This is a genomic window from Rhodococcus sp. G-MC3 (assembly GCF_030063335.1).
Taxonomy (GTDB): domain Bacteria; phylum Actinomycetota; class Actinomycetes; order Mycobacteriales; family Mycobacteriaceae; genus Rhodococcoides.
The window spans coordinates 1-18,657 of record NZ_JASISW010000038.1 but is presented as its reverse complement, the minus strand read 5'-3'; the positions used below and the strand labels follow the sequence as shown (position 1 = coordinate 18,657).

Here is an 18,657-nt window from a genome sequence, read left to right as displayed (position 1 = left end):
CTCTCGGCACAGTTCATCTTTGAACTCTGCCGAGAACGATCGCCGAGATCTGCTCATGCTGGTCGGACTCATTTCAGTAGATTCCTATTCTAAGCGGGTCCACTGTCCGAAATCCTTGGGCCGATCAAACCCATGAAGACAAGACTGCTCATCGCAACGATTGGCGCGATCACCGGCTTTACCCTCAGCGCTTACGGTAGCGCAGACACCTCCACCACCGACGACCTGGCAACCACGTCGGCTTCGAGTGCAACGGTGAATGCGGCGCCGACCACGACAGCTGCACTGCCGCCTGTCACGACAACAACGGACGAACCCGCAGCTCTGCCCGCCCCTGTCACCTTTGAGTGTGGGGACTTTTCGCTGTACCAATCCGGAACCGCGCTGTACTCCGACGGCACCACCGGATACGAACCGAGCTGCGACACCTACCAACCACCTGCCGAAAAAATACTTTGGTATTGCGACTACCCCCAGACGGCCGTGTACACCGACGGGACCTCCTCATCGACGGACCCGGCCTGCATCCACGATGAACCACAAAACCCTGGCGGCGGCTACCCCTACATCGCCTCCGAGGACCGCAACGGCGACGGCATAGTCAACTGCTACTAGCGCTGTGGCCTCGCCTGCGGCGAGGAGCCCACCAGCGGAGACCTCCAAACTCAAAGCGGTTGCGAGGCTGGCTACATCACCGGAGAGCTCTGCGACCGCTTCAACTAGACATCGAAGCGACTCAGCGGCTGCGACGGACCGTTCACTGCCTCAGATCAACCGCCCACTCAGCAAAGTAGCTTCTCAGCTAGCTGACTTCGGAAGCCGGAACGGGAATCATGTTGTCCGGGAATCGCCTCAGGCTATCGAGCATCGACGCGACGACGGATCGAAACCCGCATCACTTCGCTGGCGCGACTCAACAGAAGTTCTCGATCGAAGCCTAAACGAAGTGCGTAGACGTCGACGAAATCTCGCGCCTCAGCACGGTCGAAGAGTGCACGCGCAGGTGCGGCATAGGGCGAGACGTCGAAGCTGGCCCTCGCGCGCCCCAGCACCGCCGTCAGCCGATCTCGTTGCTGGTTCGATCCCATACGCCGATTCCATCCATCTGCACGGCGAACCGGGTGTCGTTACGGTCGTTGAGCATTGGACACAACAGCATCTGGCCCGCGAGAGGAGGGCCGTCGCGGTCACGAGCGAGCAGCGCCACCGCTGCCGCCAGTCCCCCGCCGGCGCTGACCCCGGCAACGACGATTCGGCCCGAGTCGATATCCAATTGATCTGCGTGCTCGTACAGCCACACCGGCTGCGCAGCGCGATCGAGAACGAACACGCCACCGAGCAACTCCGCGACTTCATTCAATCCCGTCTCCAGCACCGCATGAACCCTGACGGCGGCGCGATGCCGCGCTGCGAGCAGGACTGGCATCATCGATGCTCGTCGGCGGTCGTGATCACCTAGGCATAGACAGTCTACGAACCGTCCAGATCGCAGACGATGGTGGATAGTGCGGTCGAGGCGGACCAGCCGTGGGCAGCATTCGCCGGGAACCTTTCGGTGTTCCGATGAGCTACGGAGACCACATTGCCGACGCGACCGAGTGCGGTTCCGGCATCGATGCCTCGGAGATCGCAGTCTTCTGGTCTGGCGCGGTTGTATCAGTGAACGGTCAGGCGTTGGCGCAAACGACGGTGCGGTGTGACCGTTGAGCCCGGACATGGGTAACGGTACTTGTCGCCGTTTCTCCGGGTAGATGCATCAGGGTTGTTCTACACTCCCCCTGCAAGTGTCAACCCGCCGTCGACGACCAAGGTTTGGCCGGTGATCCAGGCGGCGTCTGCGGAAGCAAGGAATGCTACCGCCGCTGCGACGTCCTCCGGCTCGCCGAGCCGGCCCAGCGGGTATTCAGCAGTGACCTGCTCTTCCCGCCCCGAGTACAGCGGACCGGCGAACCGCGTCCGCACAACAGCAGGTGCCACGGCATTGACGCGAATTGCCGGGCTGTTCTCCTCGGCCAACTGCGCTGTCATACCGATCACTGCCGACTTGCTCGCGCCGTACATCCCAATGTCCTTGGCCGGCCGAAGACCTGCCACCGAGGCGACGTTGACGACCGCGCCAACCGCATCACCCAACTGTTCGCGGAACTGTAGTGTCCAGCCGAGTATCCCCAGGACGTTGACGTCGAATATCTTTCGTGCGGCATCGAGGTCGGTATCGAGCACCGGTCCCGCGACCGGGTTGATGCCGGTGTTGTTGACGAGCACATCCACCCGGCCGAACGTCGCTGCCGCTACCGCGAACGTCTTTCGTTGGTGGTCCCGGTCGTCGGCGCGGCCCGGGACCGCTATCGCGACCACCGGTCCCCCGAGTTGTGAGACGGCGTCATCGAGCGCGGCCTGTTTGCGCGCGGTTATCACGACACGTGCACCTTCGTGCACCAGTCGTTGTGCGACAGCGAGCCCGATCCCGCGACTTGCGCCCGTGACAATTGCAGTTCGACCGGCGAATCGTCCGGTCATATCGAGATACCGCCATCGACAGGGAGCACAATGCCGGTGATGTATCCAGCGTCAGCAGAGGCGAGGAACGCTACGGCGGCAGCCATCTCGCCTGGATCGGCAAACCGACGCATCGGTATTTGAGCGACCAAGGCTGCTTTCTTCTCGTCGGGGATCGACGTGATCATCCGGGTCTCAGCGTTGGGCGAGATCGCGTTCACCGTGACGCCGAACCGCGCGAGTTCCTTCGCCGCAGTCTTGGTGAAACCGATGATTCCGGCCTTTGCCATTGCATAGTTCGCCTGGCCTGGATTTCCGCGTAATCCGGTGTACGAAGTGACGTTGACGACGCGCCCGTATCCACGGTCGCGAAAGTGCGGCACGCATGCTCGGGTGAAACGGAACGTGCCACCAGCGTGGACGGCCATGACCTGTTCGTAGTCGTCGTCGGTGAGCTTCCACAGCATCCCGTCTCGAAGGACGCCCGCATTGTTGATCAGGATGTCGACTCGCCCGGTCTCGGCCACGGCCATGTCCACCACGGTCTGGACCGAACCGCTATCGCTCACATCGGCCACCACGGAACGGCATCCGACCGCAGCAGCCGCTTGTTCGAGCGCGTCGGCGTCGAAGTCCACAAGAAACACAGCGGCGCCGCCTTCGTGGAAGAAGCGTCCCAGCTCGAGGCCGATCCCCCGGCCCCCACCGGTGACTATCACCGTCTGACCGGTGAAGTCGAACGACAGATTCGACGTGCGCTGTGTAGTAACACCCGAGGTCATCAGCTGAGCCTTTCGAAGATGATGGCCATACCCTGGCCGCCGCCGACGCACATGGTCTCGAGACCGAACTGGAGGTCCCGTTCCTGCAGGGAATGCAACAGAGTGGTGGTAATGCGCGCGCCGGTCGCTCCGAAGGGATGCCCGAGCGCGATCCCCCCGCCATTGACGTTGAGCTTGTCGATGTCGATACCCAGGTCGCGGTACGACGGAATTACCTGTGCCGCAAATGCTTCATTGATCTCGACCAAGTCAATATCGGAGATGTTCAGCCCTGCCTTGGCGAGTGCGCGGCGCGATGCTTCGACCGGCCCGAGGCCCATGATCTCAGGCGACAAGCCGCTGACCGCGGTCGAGACGACGCGCGCGAGCGGGGTCAGGCCCAAGTCTGCGGCCAAACGATCACTCATCACCACCAGCGCCGCCGCACCGTCATTGAGCGGGCACGCATTTCCGGCAGTGACGGAACCATCCTTCCGAAAGACCGTCCGTAGCCCGGCGAGCGTGTCCACGGTGGTTCCCGCTCGCGGTCCGTCGTCGGTGCGCACGACGCTGCCGTCCGGCAGCGTGACCGGGGTGATCTCTCGATCGAAGAATCCGTCGGCAATAGCCTTTTCCGCCAACTGCTGTGAGCGAGCCGCGAACTCGTCCTGCTCGGCTCGGCTGATTCCGCGATAGGTGGCAACGTTCTCGGCGGTATGGCCCATCGTGATGTAGACGTCGGGCAAAAAGTCCTCGGACCGAGGGTCGGTCCAGATTTCATTTGTCTCGGCCAGTCGCGCTGTTCGCCGCTGCGCCGGCGCGAACATCGGATTATGTTGTGCCGCATCCCCGGCGCCCACCGCATTCTGCTGCGGATACCGCGACACGCATTCGACACCGGCGGAGACGAAGACGTCTCCGTCTCCGGACTTGATCGCGTTGACCGCCATTCGGGTGGTCTGGACACTCGACGCACAAGCGCGGTTCACTGTAGCAGCGGGCACGGCGTCCATGCCCAGCTGGACCGCGACGCGACGTGCAATGTTTTCGCTCTGTTCGCCGGTGTGCTCCCACGCACCCAGGTACAAATCCTCGATCCTGTTCGCGTCCAGTGCCGGGATCTGCTGCAACGCGGCTCGAACCATCTGCGCCGCAAGATCATCCGGGCGAATCCCGGCCAGTGATCCCTTTCCTGCTCGCCCGATCGGCGATCGGGCGATAGCGACGATGACTGCTTCGTTCATAGTGTCATTTCCCTTCGTCCAGTGATGGTGGCAGATCAAAGTGCGAGGTCACGCCCGATGATTTCTTTCATGATCTCGTTGGATCCCGCCCAGATTTTGGTTACCCGAGCATCCATCCAGGCTCGCGCTACGCGATACTCGCGCATGTATCCGTATCCGCCATGGAGCTGAACGCAATGGTCGAGTACCTCGTTCTGCACCTCCGCCGACCACCACTTGGCTTTGGCCGCGTCGATCGCGTTCAGTCGGCCTTCCGAGTGTTCCGCGACGGCCGCGTCGACGTAAGCCTGTGCCACCTCAATTCTGGTGACCAGCTCGGCAAGGAGGAATTTGTTGTGCTGGAATGAGCCGATCGAGGTTCCGAACGCCTTCCGCTCTCGGGCGTATTCGATTGTTTCGAGCAAGATCTGTTTTGCGTGCGCGATGTTGGAGACCGCAGCGCCAACCCGTTCTTGGGGCAAACGTTCCATCATTGCCACGAATCCCATGCCGGGTTCGCCCAGTATGGCGTCGGCGGGCAATCGGACGCTGTCGAAGAACAGTTCGGCTGTGTCCGCTTCGGGTTGACCGACCTTGTCGAGCTTGCGGCCACGCTCGAAGCCTGGCAGCGAGGCGTCGACGATGAACAGGCTGATGCCTTTCGACCGTTTCGTAGGGTCTGTTCGGGCCGCGACGACCACCACGTCGGCGGTGTAGCCGTTCGTGATGAACGTCTTTCCGCCGTTGAGTACCCAGTCCGAACCGTCGCGGACCGCAGACGTTTTGAGGTTGGCCAAGTCTGAACCTCCGGACGGTTCGGTCATTCCGATCGCAGCCACGGCGTCACCGGCGGCCATTCGCGGCAACCATTGCTGCTTCTGCTCATCGGAAGCAAGGTCGACGACATACGGTGCTACGACATCGAAGTGGATGCCCAGGGCGGAGACCAAAGCCGCATTGACCGCAGCAAGTTCTTCGCTGGCGACGGCATTGAAGCGGTAGTCCCCAGCTTCGCCGCCGCCGTACACCTCGGGAATCTCGAGGCCGAGGATGCCCTGCTTGCCAGCCGCGCGCCAGCCATCGCGCGCTATCAGCTTGCTCTCGGCATAGTCGTCGATGAACGGAACGATGTCGCGCCGCAGAAAATCTCGGACAGATTCGCGGAACCGATCGTGATCGTCGGTATATACAGACCTTTTCACTCTTACCCTTCCATCCTGATTGAAAGTTCTAAGCTAGCCTCGAACTTTCTCCTGCTGATCGCTCGCGACGACAGTGCTCTGTGGTTCCTCCAGCGCGGGTGTCGGCGACGCAACGTCCGCTGTCGAGCTTTCGGCGAGGGTGTCGGCGAACGCTTCGAACAATGGCGTGCAATCGTCGGTTTCCCAAAGTCGGTAGGCAACATCGATAATTGTGTCCACAGCACCGGGGTGAAGCAACGGGGAAGCAGTAGCGCGGAATCGGGTCACCACGGCGTCGTCGTCGAGCCAGGGCACATCGTCGACACGGGCGCTGTGGACGGCGCCGTCGGTCATTTGAATTTCCACTCGTGCTGGTTGCTGGCCTTGTGCGAGGGAAGGTCCGAAGGATGGGTCGATTTCGATCCGGCATCGATCGATCAACCCCATCAGTGAGAAGTCGGTGTACTGAATGTAGGTGTCTTCGTCGACCCTCCCGTACAGGACGGCTGACGCCACCCCGAACTGCAGGCTCATCTTGGATTGCTGGACTTGACTGAACGGCCCGGTGTTGTCGCACCCGGGGTACGCCTGGGCTTGAGCGAAAGTCTTGATGGTGATCGACTCGATGTCGGCGACCCGGTCGGCGACCCCGGCGCGGGCAGCCAGAGCTGCTGCGATCGGGGCTTGAATAAGGTTGCAGCCTGCGAACGGCTTGTGCCGGACCTCCAGAATACCGAGCGGGTCGTACAGGCTACGTTCGAAATGTTCTGCGCCCGCCGATCCCGCACCGTATGCGGCGAACACGCCATCTCGTCCTTCCAAGACCGATTCCGAGGAGCGCATGCCGGCGCACGCGAGATCGAAGGCGACCAGTCCGCCGCGGGCGGCGGTACCGGTGTGCGTGTACACCTCTTGACCACCAGCCCATGGCCATTCGTTTACTCCCGCGGCTGCATTGGCAGCGAACCCGAGCGCGTGGACGGCGATGTCCTCCTCGATGCCCGTTGCAGCGATGGCGGCAGACGCGGCTCCGAACGCACCGTGAATGCCGGAGGGCCGGAAATGCTGGTTCGACTGTCCTTGCCGGACTGCAACACCGAGCCGGACCGACATCTCGTAACCGCCGACCAAGGCGCGCAGCAGGGCGCGCCCGGACAGGCCGTCTCGTTCGACCAGGGCAAGGGCCGCGGGAATGATCAGTACTCCAAGATGACTGCCGCTGGAGACGTGCATGTCGTCGCGTATGAGGCTGTGCCCGAGGACGCTGTTTGCGAACGCCGCATCATCGGCCCTGATCCGGTGATCACTCCCCCACTGATGCGACTGCGACGCGCCGCCACCGTTGCCGCTGTACTGCAGAATTGCCGGCGCCCACGGGGACGAAAGCCCCCCGATACATGCGCCAAGGTAGTCGAGTAAACACACGGCCGCCTTCGTGCGTACTTGATCTGGGAAGTCGAGTCCAGCGATCTCGTGCAGTCGGCGCGCCGCGCGCCGAGTAAGAGTGCCGGCGTCGGCTGAGGCAGCCATCCGCGGCGAGGTGGAACTGGTCATGCGATTCTCCTTCGAAAAGCGGTTTGATCCACCGCTATAAAAGACACGCTGCAACCCATGGGCTTTCGCCACAAATATCGGCGGGTGATATTAAATTTGCAAGGCTTTCGCTGCGTTCGTCCCGCCGAGAAAACCGCGAGTCCGGTTGCCTGGCAGGGCTGTTAGTTCGCAACCTCACGCCCAGCATCTGCACCGGCGCGATTGGCTCGGCTGCTCTCTTCTTGGTAGGTGCCGAACAACGGGTCCCACTCCGTCACCGTCATCTCCGTGACCAATCCATGCACGACGAAGGGGTCCTCGGCGATCACTCGATCGACGTCGGCCCGCGACGGCGCGACGAGCACGAGGAGAGCCGACTTCTCTGGTGTACCGACGAACGGACCAGATGCGCGAAGCACGCCTCTCTGCAACTGCTCTTGTAGCCATTCGACGTGTGGGATGAGGTGCTTGTTCCATCCCTCTTCGTCGGGATGAACGTAAGTGACCACGAAAAATGGCATGTTATAACTCCGTCTGAACGATGTTGTGGGCTAGTTGGCAGGTGCGGCAGCGACGGCTGCAAGCGCGTCGTAAATCTGTTGAGGAACGTCGATGACGCCCTCATCAAGTCGGCGAGACCGTTCCGCCGCCGAACGATCGAACGGAACACGGACAGAGGCGTTTTCGTCCTCACGCCGGGTTCCGCGAACGGTGTCCGCGAAGTCCGAGACGCGCCTGAAGTAGTCCTCACGTGGAAGCAACAGCTCTGGGTCGATGACTACGAGCAAGAAACCGCAGTCCGTGAGGCCCTGTGGGGACGCGGCTTGCCCGGCGAGCATACCCAGCAGTTGTACAACCATGGACAGTCCGGAGCCTTTGTGGCCACCCCACACTGTGAATGCTCCGGCGAGCGCGTCGGACGGGTCGAGCGTCGGATTTCCGGCCGGGTCGAAAGCACGACCTTCCGGTAACGCCTGGCCCAACCGCTCAGCAAGCATCACCTCGCCCAGCATGACCGAAGACGTGCCGACATCCCATATCACCGGCTGAGGGTCGGCGGGAAAGCCGAACGCGATGGGGTTGGTACTGAAGCGCGCTTCGGTTCCGCCGTGGGGCGCGACCTTCGGGCCACCGCTGCCTGCAATCATGCCGACGAAGCCTGCGTTCGTAACCATCTCGAGGTAGTAGGAAAACATCCCGGTGTACCAGGTGTTCGACGCACCAACGATTGCCAGGCCAGTGTTCGATCGAGCTTTTTCTATCGCCATGTCCGTCACTCGTTTGGCGACCAGATAGCCGACTTGATCGCCGCCGTCGAGGGCCGCGGACAGCAACGTTTCGCGGCGCACTGTGATCGGTCGATGAGGTTCCTCTGCGGTTCGGATTCGCTCGATTACGGACAGTGCGCGAGCGAGTCCCCCGAAAGACAGGCCCCGTAATTCGCAGTCGATCAGATGGTCGGCGATGATTTCTGCTTCTTCGCGCGTCTGGCCCGCGGCGACCATTGCGGATTCGACCAGCGCGCGTGCATCGGAAATGGGTAGTAACACCAGAGCTCCGTGGGGTAGTTGAACAGAGTGACGAGCGACCGGGGTCGGAAACGCCCGCGATGAAAGGTGATCGAAAGACCCGGTTCCGGGGATCAACTTCCTGTACGGTAACAGCATGCTTACATCGCGTCCAGCAATCCCGAAAGGAAGCGGAGAGTTAATATGAAACTGCCGAAGGGCGCGGTCACGCCCACCAGACCGTCCAGGGCGCTCCCAGACCGCGATGTCGACGCGGCCGTTCCAGGACAGATGGAGCCGGCGACGTACGTGGTGGACGCGATTTCTCGCCTTCACCGAGCGGTTCACCAGGTCGCCAATTTGCGTCTGCGACAATGGAACATGACGCTCTCGAGCTATGTCGCGCTCCGCATCATTGCGGATCAGCCATCGCTGTCGTTGGCTCAGCTCGCTCGCCGCGGTTTCGTACGTCCACAGACGATGACCAGAATCGTCTCGCAGCTGGAGAAGCGCGGCTTCGTCGAGCGCCATCACCGGCCCGAGAACGAACGCGCGCTGTCTTTGCATGTCACTGCCTCGGGGGAGGTGGCACTCACCGAAATGGGAGCGGAAGTCAACAAGATCAACGCGACCGTAGGTGGTGTGCTCGAGCCGGCGGAAATTCTGGAACTCGATGCCATGGTTCGGCGGGTTGCCTCTGCGGTCGAGGCGGACATCAAGGACTATCCGTCCGTCGATATCGACATCTGACCCTCTCCTACCGTCTCACGAAAGCCCCATGTCGCTAGCTGTCGACATGGGGCTTTCGCGTGTGGATGGATGTCGATCTCGCTTCCGAAGGGGTTGACAATAGATAAGCATGCTGATGCACTATAAGCGTGCTTACATACCCGGTCCGTGAATCGACCGGGCCAATTCGCCCCGTAGTCCGATTCGCGGGGCTCGCCATCTCACGAGGAGCTGTCATGGCCGAAATCTTCACAGTGTCCAACTCGATGCCGGCGAACGAAGAGAGCTTGCAGGATCTCGATCGGCGTACAGCCGAACTCGATGCATCCCAGGCCCTCGACCGGGTGCTGGTCGGTTACTCATCGATCTGGCCTCACAATCATGCCTACGCGCCGCACATGCTGGCTCGATCCAAGAAGTTGTCACTGATCGTTGCGCACCGGCCGGGGGTCATGGACCCGGCCGCGGCCGCGAGATACTTCTCGACGCTCGATGTCGTCTCACGTGGGCGTATCGCCATCAACTTGGTCAGTGGCGGATCCGAGAAAGACCTACATCGGGAAGGCGACTTCACCCCGAAAAAGGAGCGATATGCCAGGGCAATCGAGTATGTCGATGTGATGCGTCGTGCATGGACCGATTCTGAAAGTTTCGACCATGCGGGAACCTATTACAAGGAAGACCAGGTCAAGCAGCTCGTTCGTCCAGTGAACCGGCAGGTGCCGATCTTCATGGGCGGAGAGAGCGACGAAGCCATCGACTTCGGTGCCCGGCACGCAGACCGGTACATGCTGTGGGGCGAGCCTCTGGCCGGCACCAAAGAGCGCATCGACCGCGTCAAGAAGGCCGCCGACGGCTACGGAAGGTCTCCACAGTTCTCACTCAGTATGCGTCTTTTTCTCGGCGAGACCGACGAAAAGGCCTGGGAGAGTGCGCATGCAGCCGAAAGAACGATCCTCGAGGCCCAGGGGACGCATACCTTCATGCGTTCCTCGGCCACGGACGCCTCGGTCGGGCGTGAACGCCAGCTCTCCTACGCCGAGGACGAGCTGCACGACGACTGCTTCTGGGCGCGGTTGGTGACTCTATTGGGCGGGTTCGCCAACTCCGCCGCTCTGGTCGGCACGCCCGATCGCGTTCTGAAATCACTCCAGCAATACAGCAAACTCGGCGTCGATGCCTTCCTGCTCACCACCGGGGCCGGCGCGACATGGTCACCTGAACTCGGCGAGTTCGCTCAGCACGTCAAAGCCTCGATCTGATCGCGCCACCGTCGTTCGTACGAGACCAGGATCGCAACACGTAGCGGCGTATCGCGCACACACGAACTACCCCGAACCGCAGACGGACTCGGGGTAGTTCGTGCGTTTCGAGGTGAGAATTCGCCGCATATACAGCGTTCTCCAGATCAAGAATACAAGCCTTGAAGTGGTTGACATCACATAAGCATGCTGATTACAGTAAGCATGCTTGCCTTGCTCGGTGTGTTGTCCCGCCCAACAGGCTTCTACCCTCGATTCCGTGTTCTCGGAAAGGTTTTCGATGCCCGAACTGACCGCCAACACTTTGGCAGACTCGACGTCAACCGACTCACGCACGCCTCGGACCAAAGCTTGGGGTCTGACGTTGGTGCTGGGTTTGCTTTACCTGATCACCTACACCGACAAAATACTCCTCGGTCTCGTCGCTCAGCCGCTCAAGGATGAGTTCGGACTCACTGCATCCGATATCGGATTGGCCGGCAGCATCTTCTTCCTGGCGTACATCATCGGCGGACTTGGAGCAGGACAACTCAACAAATGGTTCACACTGCGATGGTCACTGGTCGTACTCTCGATCGCCTGGGCACTGTGCATGCTCCCCATGGTCTTCGCGGCCAGCTTTACCGTCTTGATGATCAGTCGATTCATCCTTGGCTTGGCAGAAGGCCCAAGCGCTTCACTGGTCTACACCGCAATCTACTCGTGGCACCCCGTTGAAAAACGCTCTCTCCCAGGAGCTTTCGTACCCGCCTCGAGCTCCATCGCCAAGCTTCTGGCTGCACCCGCATTGGCGCTTGTCATCGCGACGTGGGGTTGGCGAGCGGCATTCGTCACAATGGTCATCGTCGGCTTCGTCTGGTGTGCGCTGTGGATCACGACATGGAGCGAAGGCCCGTACGGCGAACGACCCACTGCCGCGCCCAAACCGGAGGCGGGCACCACCTCTACGCAGGAGCCGGCCAAGGTGCCATGGATGGCTATCTTCCGCACGCCGACATTCGTGGGCGGCGTCGCAGCGATGATTGCAATGAATGCGCTGCTCGCGGTCACGCTGACGTGGCTTCCGTCCTACTTCGAGGAGGGTCTCGGTTACAGCAGACTTCAAGCTGGGAGCCTGTTCGCAATACCGTCGATTGCGGCATTGACAGCGTTGTTCGTGGTCACTCCGATCAGTGATCGGCTGACCGGACGCGGCGCTAGCACCCGCGTATTGCGCGGTGTGGTGCCGGGAGTATCGCTCCTGCTGTGTGGACTGACGCTGGTCGTCATTCCATATTTGAGCGTTCCAGCGGTTGTCGTAGCCGTGATCTCTATCGGCTATGGATTCGGCACAGTCGTTTACCCCCAGATCAGCGCCGCTATATCTCAAATCTGTCCAAAGAATCAGCTCGCCGGCACGTTGGGTGTCTTCTTCGCTCTGATGTCGCTCGGCGGGGTCTTCGGTCCGTACGTCACCGGCCTTATGGTCGATGCCGCGGCGTCACCGGCCGACGGATTCGGCCACGCATTTCAACTTTTCGGCATAGTTGCCGTGATCGGCGCCGTCATCACGCTGATCGCCGTCAATCCCGCCCGCGACGCCCGCCGGTTGATGCCAACCCACAACGCCGCTTGACCTCCAGCTATCGGTTCGACGCTCGACCGTGGAGCTGTGCGAAACCGCTCTTATGTCGACCGGGGCCCGGCACACTGCATTCTCCGAAAAAAATTTGCTAGCCCACCACCCACTCGGCTGCTAACATGTAAGCATGCTTATGGTCCCGAATCGCGGCTTTCAAGTCTCGGTGAGCCCGGCAGTCAGATACAGAGGAAACGATGAATAAAAATTACCTGCGGGATCTCGGCGGCGGAACATCATCCGGGCTGCTGGCTACACGAGCGAACTACGCCCCCGATCATCCTGCCGTCGCGTTCGAGGGCACCGAGCTGACCTACCGCGAACTCGACGACGGCGCTTCATCCGTCGCTGCGGGTCTGCTGACGATGGGTTTGAGGCCGGGAGACGCAGTCAGCGTCTTCCTGTCCAATCGGCTGGAATACCTGCCTGCGGTATTCGGTATCAGTCGCGCCGGCATGCGATATGTACCGGTCAACACCGCGTTCAAAGGAAGCTTCCTCGAATACGCGTTGGATCATTCGGACTCCCGCGCACTGATCACCGAGTCGAGGCTCGGTGATCCGCTCGCGGACCTCACTGTGCTCCCGTCGAACCTGGCGCACGTCGTCTACCTCGGAGGGCAGCCCGAGCGCCTCCCGCGCGGTGACATCGCCACGTATGCATGGGACGACGTAATCGCCAAGAGTGAAGTGCAGGTCGATTTCCCAGAACTTCGGCCCGACGATATCTCTGCAATCACGTACACCTCAGGCACCACGGGCAGAAGTAAGGGCGTCCTGGCGCCGGCGCTCCAGGGTGTGATCATGGCACGCGAGACCGCCGCGGTCATGGACACAACCACCCGCGACCGCCTCTACACATGCCTTCCGCTCTTCCACGGCGCCGCCATGACAGCGGCATGCATGCATGCGATCTACGCCGGCGCGACGATCTGCCTTTCCCCGAAATTCAGCGCCAGCCGCTTCTGGGATGAGATCCGCGATTCCGGCGCAACCCAGTTCAACGCACTCGGGTCGATGATTCCGATGCTGCTCGCGCAGCCGCCCTCGGACCGCGATCGGGAACACGACGTCGAACGAGTCTTCGCCGCCCCTGCTCCACCCGAAATCCTTCACCGCTTCGAAGCGCGCTTCGGGGTACACATCGTCGAGGGCTACGGTGTCAGCGAAATCAAGAACGTCATTTACAACCCGCTGGTGGGGAGGAAGGTCGGATCACTCGGCCTCCCTACTCCGTCGTCGATCATCCAGATACACGACGACCTCGGCGAGCAGGTCTCGCCTGGCGAGGTCGGTGAAATCGTATATCGCCCCAAAATGGCGCACATCATGTTCAAGGGATACCACAAGGACCCCGAAGCGACGCTCGCGACGATGGACGATCTATGGTGGCACACCGGCGATCTCGGATACGTCGACCACGACGGATTCTTTTACTTCACGGACCGGAAGAAAGACGCACTCCGGCGTCGCGGGGAGAATATCTCCTCCCAGGAAGTCGAAGCGGCCCTGATGCTCTATCCAGGGGTACACGAAGCAGCAGCCGTTGCAGTGCATTCAGACCTGGGCGAAGACGAAGTGATGGCCGTACTCGAAGTGTCGGACCCGCACGGATTCGACCTCGAAGCTCTTTTCCGACACTGCGATTCGACTATGCCCCACTTCATGGTGCCGCGATACTACAAAATTGCAGTATCGATGCCGCGCACACCGACCGGCAAGATCCGCAAGGTGGCGCTTCGCGAAGACGGCGTCGCGGACGACACCTGGGACGCACACGCTGCTGGTCTGCGGACCACGCGCAACCTTTGACCGATCCACATAGCCACATCACGCCGGTCCCCGCCTCGACGAATCGGCACGGCAGGAGACCGACCACATGACCGATGTACGGATCCGCGATATTTCCCCGCGGTTGACCTTTCAAGCCCAACCCGCTGCGACGTCGGACAAGGTCGAGCTGGTCAACCGGCTGATCGCTGCCGGTGTCAGTGCCGTGGAGGTGTCGTCGTTCGTCCGCCCAGACCTCGTACCAGGATTAGCGGATGCGGCCGAGGTCTTCGCAAAAGTAGATCGCCCCCCCGGCATCTCGTTGGAATGCTGTGTTGGAAACGGCACAGGAGTCAAACAGGCAATCGATGCCGGTGCACACGTGGCGTGGTTTCTGCTGTCGGTCGATGCGGGTTTCTCGGCAGCCAACTCCGGCCGAGGAATCGAAGATTCACTCGCGGTCCTGGAACGACTGCGCAGTATCGCGGCCGACTCCGAACTGCGACTGGGAACTTACTTGATCGGCACGTGGGGCGGGCCCACCGGGCTTCCCCGTCGCCCATCGGAACTCGAGCCGATCCTCTCGCGCTTGGCGGGGATAGGGGTGACCGATTGGATTTTGGCAGACTCGTTCGGGTATGCGGCGCCCCCCCAGATTCGAGACATCGTCACTTACGCTGCGGGGTTCACGGGGTACGAACACCTGACCGTTCAAGTTCACGACAGCCGAGGTATGGGGATCGCGAACGTGGCCGAACTGGCGCGCATGGGTGTGCGGAACATCGATACTTCTCTGCTCGGAGCCGGGGGCCATCCCGCGGTACCCGGTGCGCAGGTCGGGGGTGTGTGCACCGAAGATGCGGTACAACTCCTCGAGCTGATGGATGTCGACACGGGAATAGACCTCGTTGAGCTAATCGACACCGCCAACTGGTTCGCAGACATTTCTGGACACGACCGCGGATTTACCCATCACGTCGGCGCCGTCCCTCGTGTTGCCGGCGATCCGCGTCCCGAACGCGGCGAATTCGCATGGCCGACAGCTTCGAACAGTCAAACGTCATGATCGCGTTCGACACGATCGACCGCGCCGTGTCTGATCTCGCTGATGGACTGCCGGTTGTCATTGTCGACGACGCGCTCGACGAGGGCAGCCTTGTCTTCGCCGCCCATCGCGCTACGACGGCTCTCGTCGCATTCAGTATCCGCCACTCCGGCGGATATCTGTGCGTGGCCCTACGCGAAACCGACTGCGAGCGTTTGGCATTGCCGGCGATGTGTCCGATCCCTGCGAACGCTGACACCAACGCTTACACCGTCACCGTCGATGCCCGGACCGGAATCGGAACGGGAATCTCCGCATGCGACCGGGCTGTCACCATCCGCCTGCTCGCAGACCCCGCCACTACGGCGTCCGACCTGACTCGGCCGGGGCATGTCCAACCAGTACGGGCCGCTACCGGCGGAGTGCTGATGCGCCCGAACCGCACTGAGGCCGCCCTCGATCTCCTACTCGAAACAACGCTGCCGCCAGCTGCCGCTATAGCAGACCTTGTGAGCGTCGACTCCCCCTCCGGCATGTCTCACACAGCCGAATTGCGTGCTTTCGCCGACCAGCATCGGCTGGCCATAATCACGATAAGCGACCTCGTGGCGCACCGACGCACCACAGAACCTCAGGTGCGCCGAAGAACTGCGGCACCGTTCCCCACCCTCCACGGGAACTTTCAATCGATCGAATACCTCGGCAACGACGGGGCCGCGCACTTGGCGCTCTCCATGGGAGAGTTGCACGATCCGATCACTGTTTCGGTAAGCGTCCACTTCGAGTGCATACCTGGACAAGTCCTAGCCTCGACCCGCTGCCAATGCCGACTGCAACTCGACGCGGCGATGAGTAAGATCGCCGCCGACAATCGCGGCATACTGTTATACCTCCGGCCTCCTGCGGCGTCGACCGGACCGGGAGACACACGCGCACCGAGCCCCTGTCCGCCGTTCGCGCCCCACAGATCGCCTGCTGAACCCGCAGACAGCCACAGCGCCGTAGTCGTCTCACAAATACTCGCCGACCTAGGCGTGTCCGACTTCGCACTTCTCGGCGGCGGCATGCCTGTGCGCCGGGGTCTTCCCGGCACCAGTACAACCGCGATCAACGCTCCCCGTAACCGACGTTCTGCGTAAGTCGTTGGTGCTTCACGCGAACACGCAGTGCCAGAAAGGAAGTACACCGATGAACCTACTTACGAGCACCACCGACCCTCGCGTTCTTCGCGACGCTTTTGCCAACGTGCCACAAACTGTCGTCGCACTGTGTGGACTCGGACCCGACCGGCAACCGCGAGGTCTGGCGGCAAGCTCATTCACCACCGTGTCTCTCAGTCCGCCGCTGGTGTCGGTAGCCGTCGCATACACCTCCACCACGTGGCCCACCTTGCGCACGATGAGCGTCTTGGGAGTAAGCGTGCTCGCCCAAGGCCAAGACGCCGCATGCCGTGCACTCGCCGGACCGGCAGCGGATCGATTCACAGCCTTGAGCTGGCGGGCCACAGACGACGGCGCTGTTCTGCTCGACGATGCAGTAGCAACATTCGAATGTCGCATTGCACAAGAGATTCCGGCCGGCGACCACAGTATAGCGGTGCTACGTATCGAGTCACTCGCCACCGACGGTGCACGCGAGCCACTGGTGTTCCATAGCAGCGCCTTTCGGCGACTAGAACCTCGCCGTTGAAAGAAATATGCAGTGTCCGACATACGGAACCGAACCCGCCTCACGGCTTCGGCGGCTCGTTGCAACCGATCACGTCCAATTTCGGCGGAGCCGTGAGACCGCCGCGCGGCCGAATGTAACCCGTTTCGAGCGGCCCCATGTATGCCAATTCGCATATATGGGGCGCGCACCGACACGCTATGCGCACCTGCTCGTTCGCTTCGATGCTGGTGCGGTCGTGCATATTTCGTGTTCGGAGCCATCTCAAACTGCAGCAGAATGTATCACACCGGCACAGACGAAGGAAGTGCGAAATGGGCCACTACAAGAGCAACGTACGAGACATCGAATTCGTGCTGTTCGAAGCGCTCGGTCTCGACGAAATTCTCCGGAACGGACCGTGGGACATCGACGCCGAGTCCGTGGGCACTCTCCTGGCGGAAGCTGCACGTTTGGCCGAAGGACCACTCGCTCGAACCTATGCAGACACCGACCGGAACCCTCCCACATTCGACGCGCGCACTCATTCGGTGCACTTGAACGGTGCATTCAAGGAATCGGTTCGCGCGTGGCAGAAGGCTGGCTACTTCATGATGGGCTTGCCTGATGAAGTCGGGGGTATTGCAGCGCCGTCGATGCTCACATGGGCGATCAACGAGTTTTGCCTCGGCGCCCAGCCTGCAGCCCACATGTACCTCGCGGGCCCGTTCATGGCGGGGATACTGCACTCCCTCGGCACGACACAGCAGCAACACTGGGCGACGCTGTCCAGCGAACGGAACTGGGGGGCGACGATGGTGCTCACCGAACCGGACGCAGGGTCCGACGTCGGCGCAGGTCGTACGAAAGCAACCGAACAAGCCGACGGGACATGGCATCTCGAAGGAGTGAAGCGTTTCATCACCTCAGGCGACTCCGACGACTTGTTCGAGAACATTCTCCACTTCGTCCTCGCTCGTCCGGAGGGCGCGGTGTCTGGCACGAAAGGGTTGAGTCTGTTCCTCGTGCCGAAGTTTCATCTCGACCCGATCACTGGCGCAAACCTCGATCGAAACGGCGTGTACGTCACCAATCTCGAGCACAAGATGGGGCTGAAGGCATCCGCCACGTGCGAACTCACTCTCGGCGCGCACGGGCACCCTGCCACCGGATGGCTCATCGGTGATGCGCACAACGGGATCGCACAAATGTTCAAGATCATCGAGCAAGCACGAATGATGGTGGGCACCAAAGCTGTAGCGACACTGTCCAGCGGATACCTCAACGCCCTCGAATACGCCACCGGCCGCATACAGGGCAGCGATCTACGACGCAGTACGGACAAGACGGCCCCCAAGGTTGCCATCATCGACCATCCGGACGTACGACGCTCACTGATGGTCCAGAAGGCGTACGCGGAAGGGTTGCGATCGCTGTACCTCTACACCGCCGCCCATCAAGACCCAATCGCTGCCCGCCATGTCTCGGGCGCAGATGCCGACACCTCCGTCCGCGTGAACGACCTGTTGCTTCCGATCGTCAAAGGGGTGGGTTCGGAACGCGCGTACGAATGCTTGACCGAAACGCTGCAATGTTTCGGTGGATCCGGCTTCCTGCAGGACTACCCCATCGAGCAGTACGTTCGCGATTCGAAGATCGATTCACTGTACGAGGGTACGACGGCAATTCAAGCCCAAGATTTCTTCTTCCGAAAAATTGCTCGTGATCGGGGTGTTGCCTTGGCCCACCTCTTAGCCTCAATACCGTTCAGTTAAGGACCTTCGAGGTATGATGAGTTGTGCCTCGTAGCGGATGGGTGAAACCGGTCTCGGATCGTCGGCTGTCGGATGTGGTGTCGGTGGGGTTGTTGACCAGGGTCTTT

The 18,657-nt window shown here is 61.3% G+C and carries 17 protein-coding genes and 1 pseudogene; 9 read left to right on the top strand and 9 right to left on the bottom strand.

Annotation, left to right across the window (positions count from 1 at the left end; all coding sequences use genetic code 11):
- Positions 1–132: 132 nt before the first annotated feature.
- Positions 133–615, top strand: coding sequence for a hypothetical protein (locus QMK17_RS25105; protein WP_283512014.1), 483 nt, complete (start codon positions 133–135; stop codon positions 613–615).
- Between the two features lie 242 nt (positions 616–857).
- Here the strand turns inward: QMK17_RS25105 and QMK17_RS25100 are convergent, their stop codons facing one another.
- The 9 genes from QMK17_RS25100 to QMK17_RS25060 form a co-directional block, all read right to left on the bottom strand.
- On the bottom strand, positions 858–1,088 hold the full coding sequence (locus QMK17_RS25100) for a hypothetical protein (RefSeq protein WP_283512013.1): 231 nt from the start codon (positions 1,086–1,088) through the stop codon (positions 858–860).
- Positions 1,058–1,429 carry an alpha/beta hydrolase fold domain-containing protein gene (locus QMK17_RS25095; RefSeq protein ID WP_283512012.1) on the bottom strand — a complete coding sequence of 124 codons (372 nt, stop codon included), beginning with the start codon at positions 1,427–1,429 and terminating at the stop codon, positions 1,058–1,060. Before QMK17_RS25095 ends, QMK17_RS25100 begins: the two co-directional genes overlap by 31 nt.
- 338 nt (positions 1,430–1,767) lie before the next feature.
- Positions 1,768–2,520 (bottom strand): SDR family oxidoreductase, encoded by a 753-nt coding sequence (locus QMK17_RS25090; protein ID WP_283512011.1) that lies wholly within the window; start codon positions 2,518–2,520, stop codon positions 1,768–1,770.
- Complete coding sequence (locus QMK17_RS25085; RefSeq protein ID WP_283512010.1) at positions 2,517–3,281, bottom strand: SDR family oxidoreductase; 765 nt, start codon at positions 3,279–3,281, stop codon at positions 2,517–2,519. The genes QMK17_RS25090 and QMK17_RS25085 overlap by 4 nt, the downstream gene beginning before the upstream one ends.
- The gene (locus QMK17_RS25080; protein WP_283512009.1) at positions 3,281–4,504 is read right to left on the bottom strand and encodes an acetyl-CoA C-acetyltransferase; all 1,224 of its coding nucleotides are present in this window, start codon (positions 4,502–4,504) and stop codon (positions 3,281–3,283) included. Before QMK17_RS25080 ends, QMK17_RS25085 begins: the two co-directional genes overlap by 1 nt.
- A 35-nt stretch (positions 4,505–4,539) precedes the next feature.
- Positions 4,540–5,685, bottom strand: a complete 1,146-nt coding sequence (locus tag QMK17_RS25075) for an acyl-CoA dehydrogenase family protein (protein ID WP_283512008.1) — start codon at positions 5,683–5,685, stop codon at positions 4,540–4,542.
- Positions 5,686–5,718: 33 nt separating this feature from the next.
- Complete coding sequence (locus QMK17_RS25070) at positions 5,719–7,218, bottom strand: MmgE/PrpD family protein (RefSeq protein ID WP_283512007.1); 1,500 nt, start codon at positions 7,216–7,218, stop codon at positions 5,719–5,721.
- Positions 7,219–7,379: 161 nt separating this feature from the next.
- Entirely contained in the window at positions 7,380–7,718 is a 339-nt protein-coding gene (locus QMK17_RS25065) for a YciI family protein (RefSeq protein ID WP_283512006.1), read from the bottom strand.
- Positions 7,719–7,748: 30 nt separating this feature from the next.
- Entirely contained in the window at positions 7,749–8,747 is a 999-nt protein-coding gene (locus tag QMK17_RS25060; RefSeq protein WP_283512005.1) for an Ldh family oxidoreductase, read from the bottom strand.
- Positions 8,748–8,909: 162 nt separating this feature from the next.
- On the opposite strand from QMK17_RS25060, the gene QMK17_RS25055 reads away from it, so the two are divergent.
- From QMK17_RS25055 to QMK17_RS25020, 8 genes and pseudogenes are all read left to right on the top strand, one after another.
- On the top strand, positions 8,910–9,455 hold the full coding sequence (locus tag QMK17_RS25055) for a MarR family winged helix-turn-helix transcriptional regulator (protein WP_283512004.1): 546 nt from the start codon (positions 8,910–8,912) through the stop codon (positions 9,453–9,455).
- Between the two features lie 215 nt (positions 9,456–9,670).
- On the top strand, positions 9,671–10,696 hold the full coding sequence (locus tag QMK17_RS25050; RefSeq protein ID WP_283512003.1) for an LLM class flavin-dependent oxidoreductase: 1,026 nt from the start codon (positions 9,671–9,673) through the stop codon (positions 10,694–10,696).
- Positions 10,697–10,976: 280 nt separating this feature from the next.
- Positions 10,977–12,311: an MFS transporter gene (locus QMK17_RS25045; protein ID WP_283512002.1), complete on the top strand. Its 1,335-nt coding sequence runs from the start codon at positions 10,977–10,979 to the stop codon at positions 12,309–12,311.
- A 200-nt stretch (positions 12,312–12,511) separates the two neighbouring features.
- A complete protein-coding gene (locus tag QMK17_RS25040) occupies positions 12,512–14,125 on the top strand; it encodes an AMP-binding protein (RefSeq protein WP_283512001.1) in 1,614 nt (537 codons plus the stop codon).
- Positions 14,126–14,192: 67 nt separating this feature from the next.
- Positions 14,193–15,149, top strand: a complete 957-nt coding sequence (locus QMK17_RS25035) for a pyruvate carboxyltransferase (RefSeq protein WP_283512000.1) — start codon at positions 14,193–14,195, stop codon at positions 15,147–15,149.
- Positions 15,146–16,267 carry a 3,4-dihydroxy-2-butanone-4-phosphate synthase gene (locus QMK17_RS25030; RefSeq protein ID WP_283511999.1) on the top strand — a complete coding sequence of 374 codons (1,122 nt, stop codon included), beginning with the start codon at positions 15,146–15,148 and terminating at the stop codon, positions 16,265–16,267. The genes QMK17_RS25035 and QMK17_RS25030 overlap by 4 nt, the downstream gene beginning before the upstream one ends.
- Positions 16,268–16,316: 49 nt before the next feature.
- Positions 16,317–16,817 (top strand): flavin reductase family protein, encoded by a 501-nt coding sequence (locus QMK17_RS25025; RefSeq protein WP_283511998.1) that lies wholly within the window; start codon positions 16,317–16,319, stop codon positions 16,815–16,817.
- Positions 16,818–17,110: 293 nt separating this feature from the next.
- Positions 17,111–18,538 (top strand): annotated as a pseudogene (locus QMK17_RS25020) (acyl-CoA dehydrogenase family protein); the annotation flags it as partial.
- Positions 18,539–18,657 lie beyond the last annotated feature (119 nt).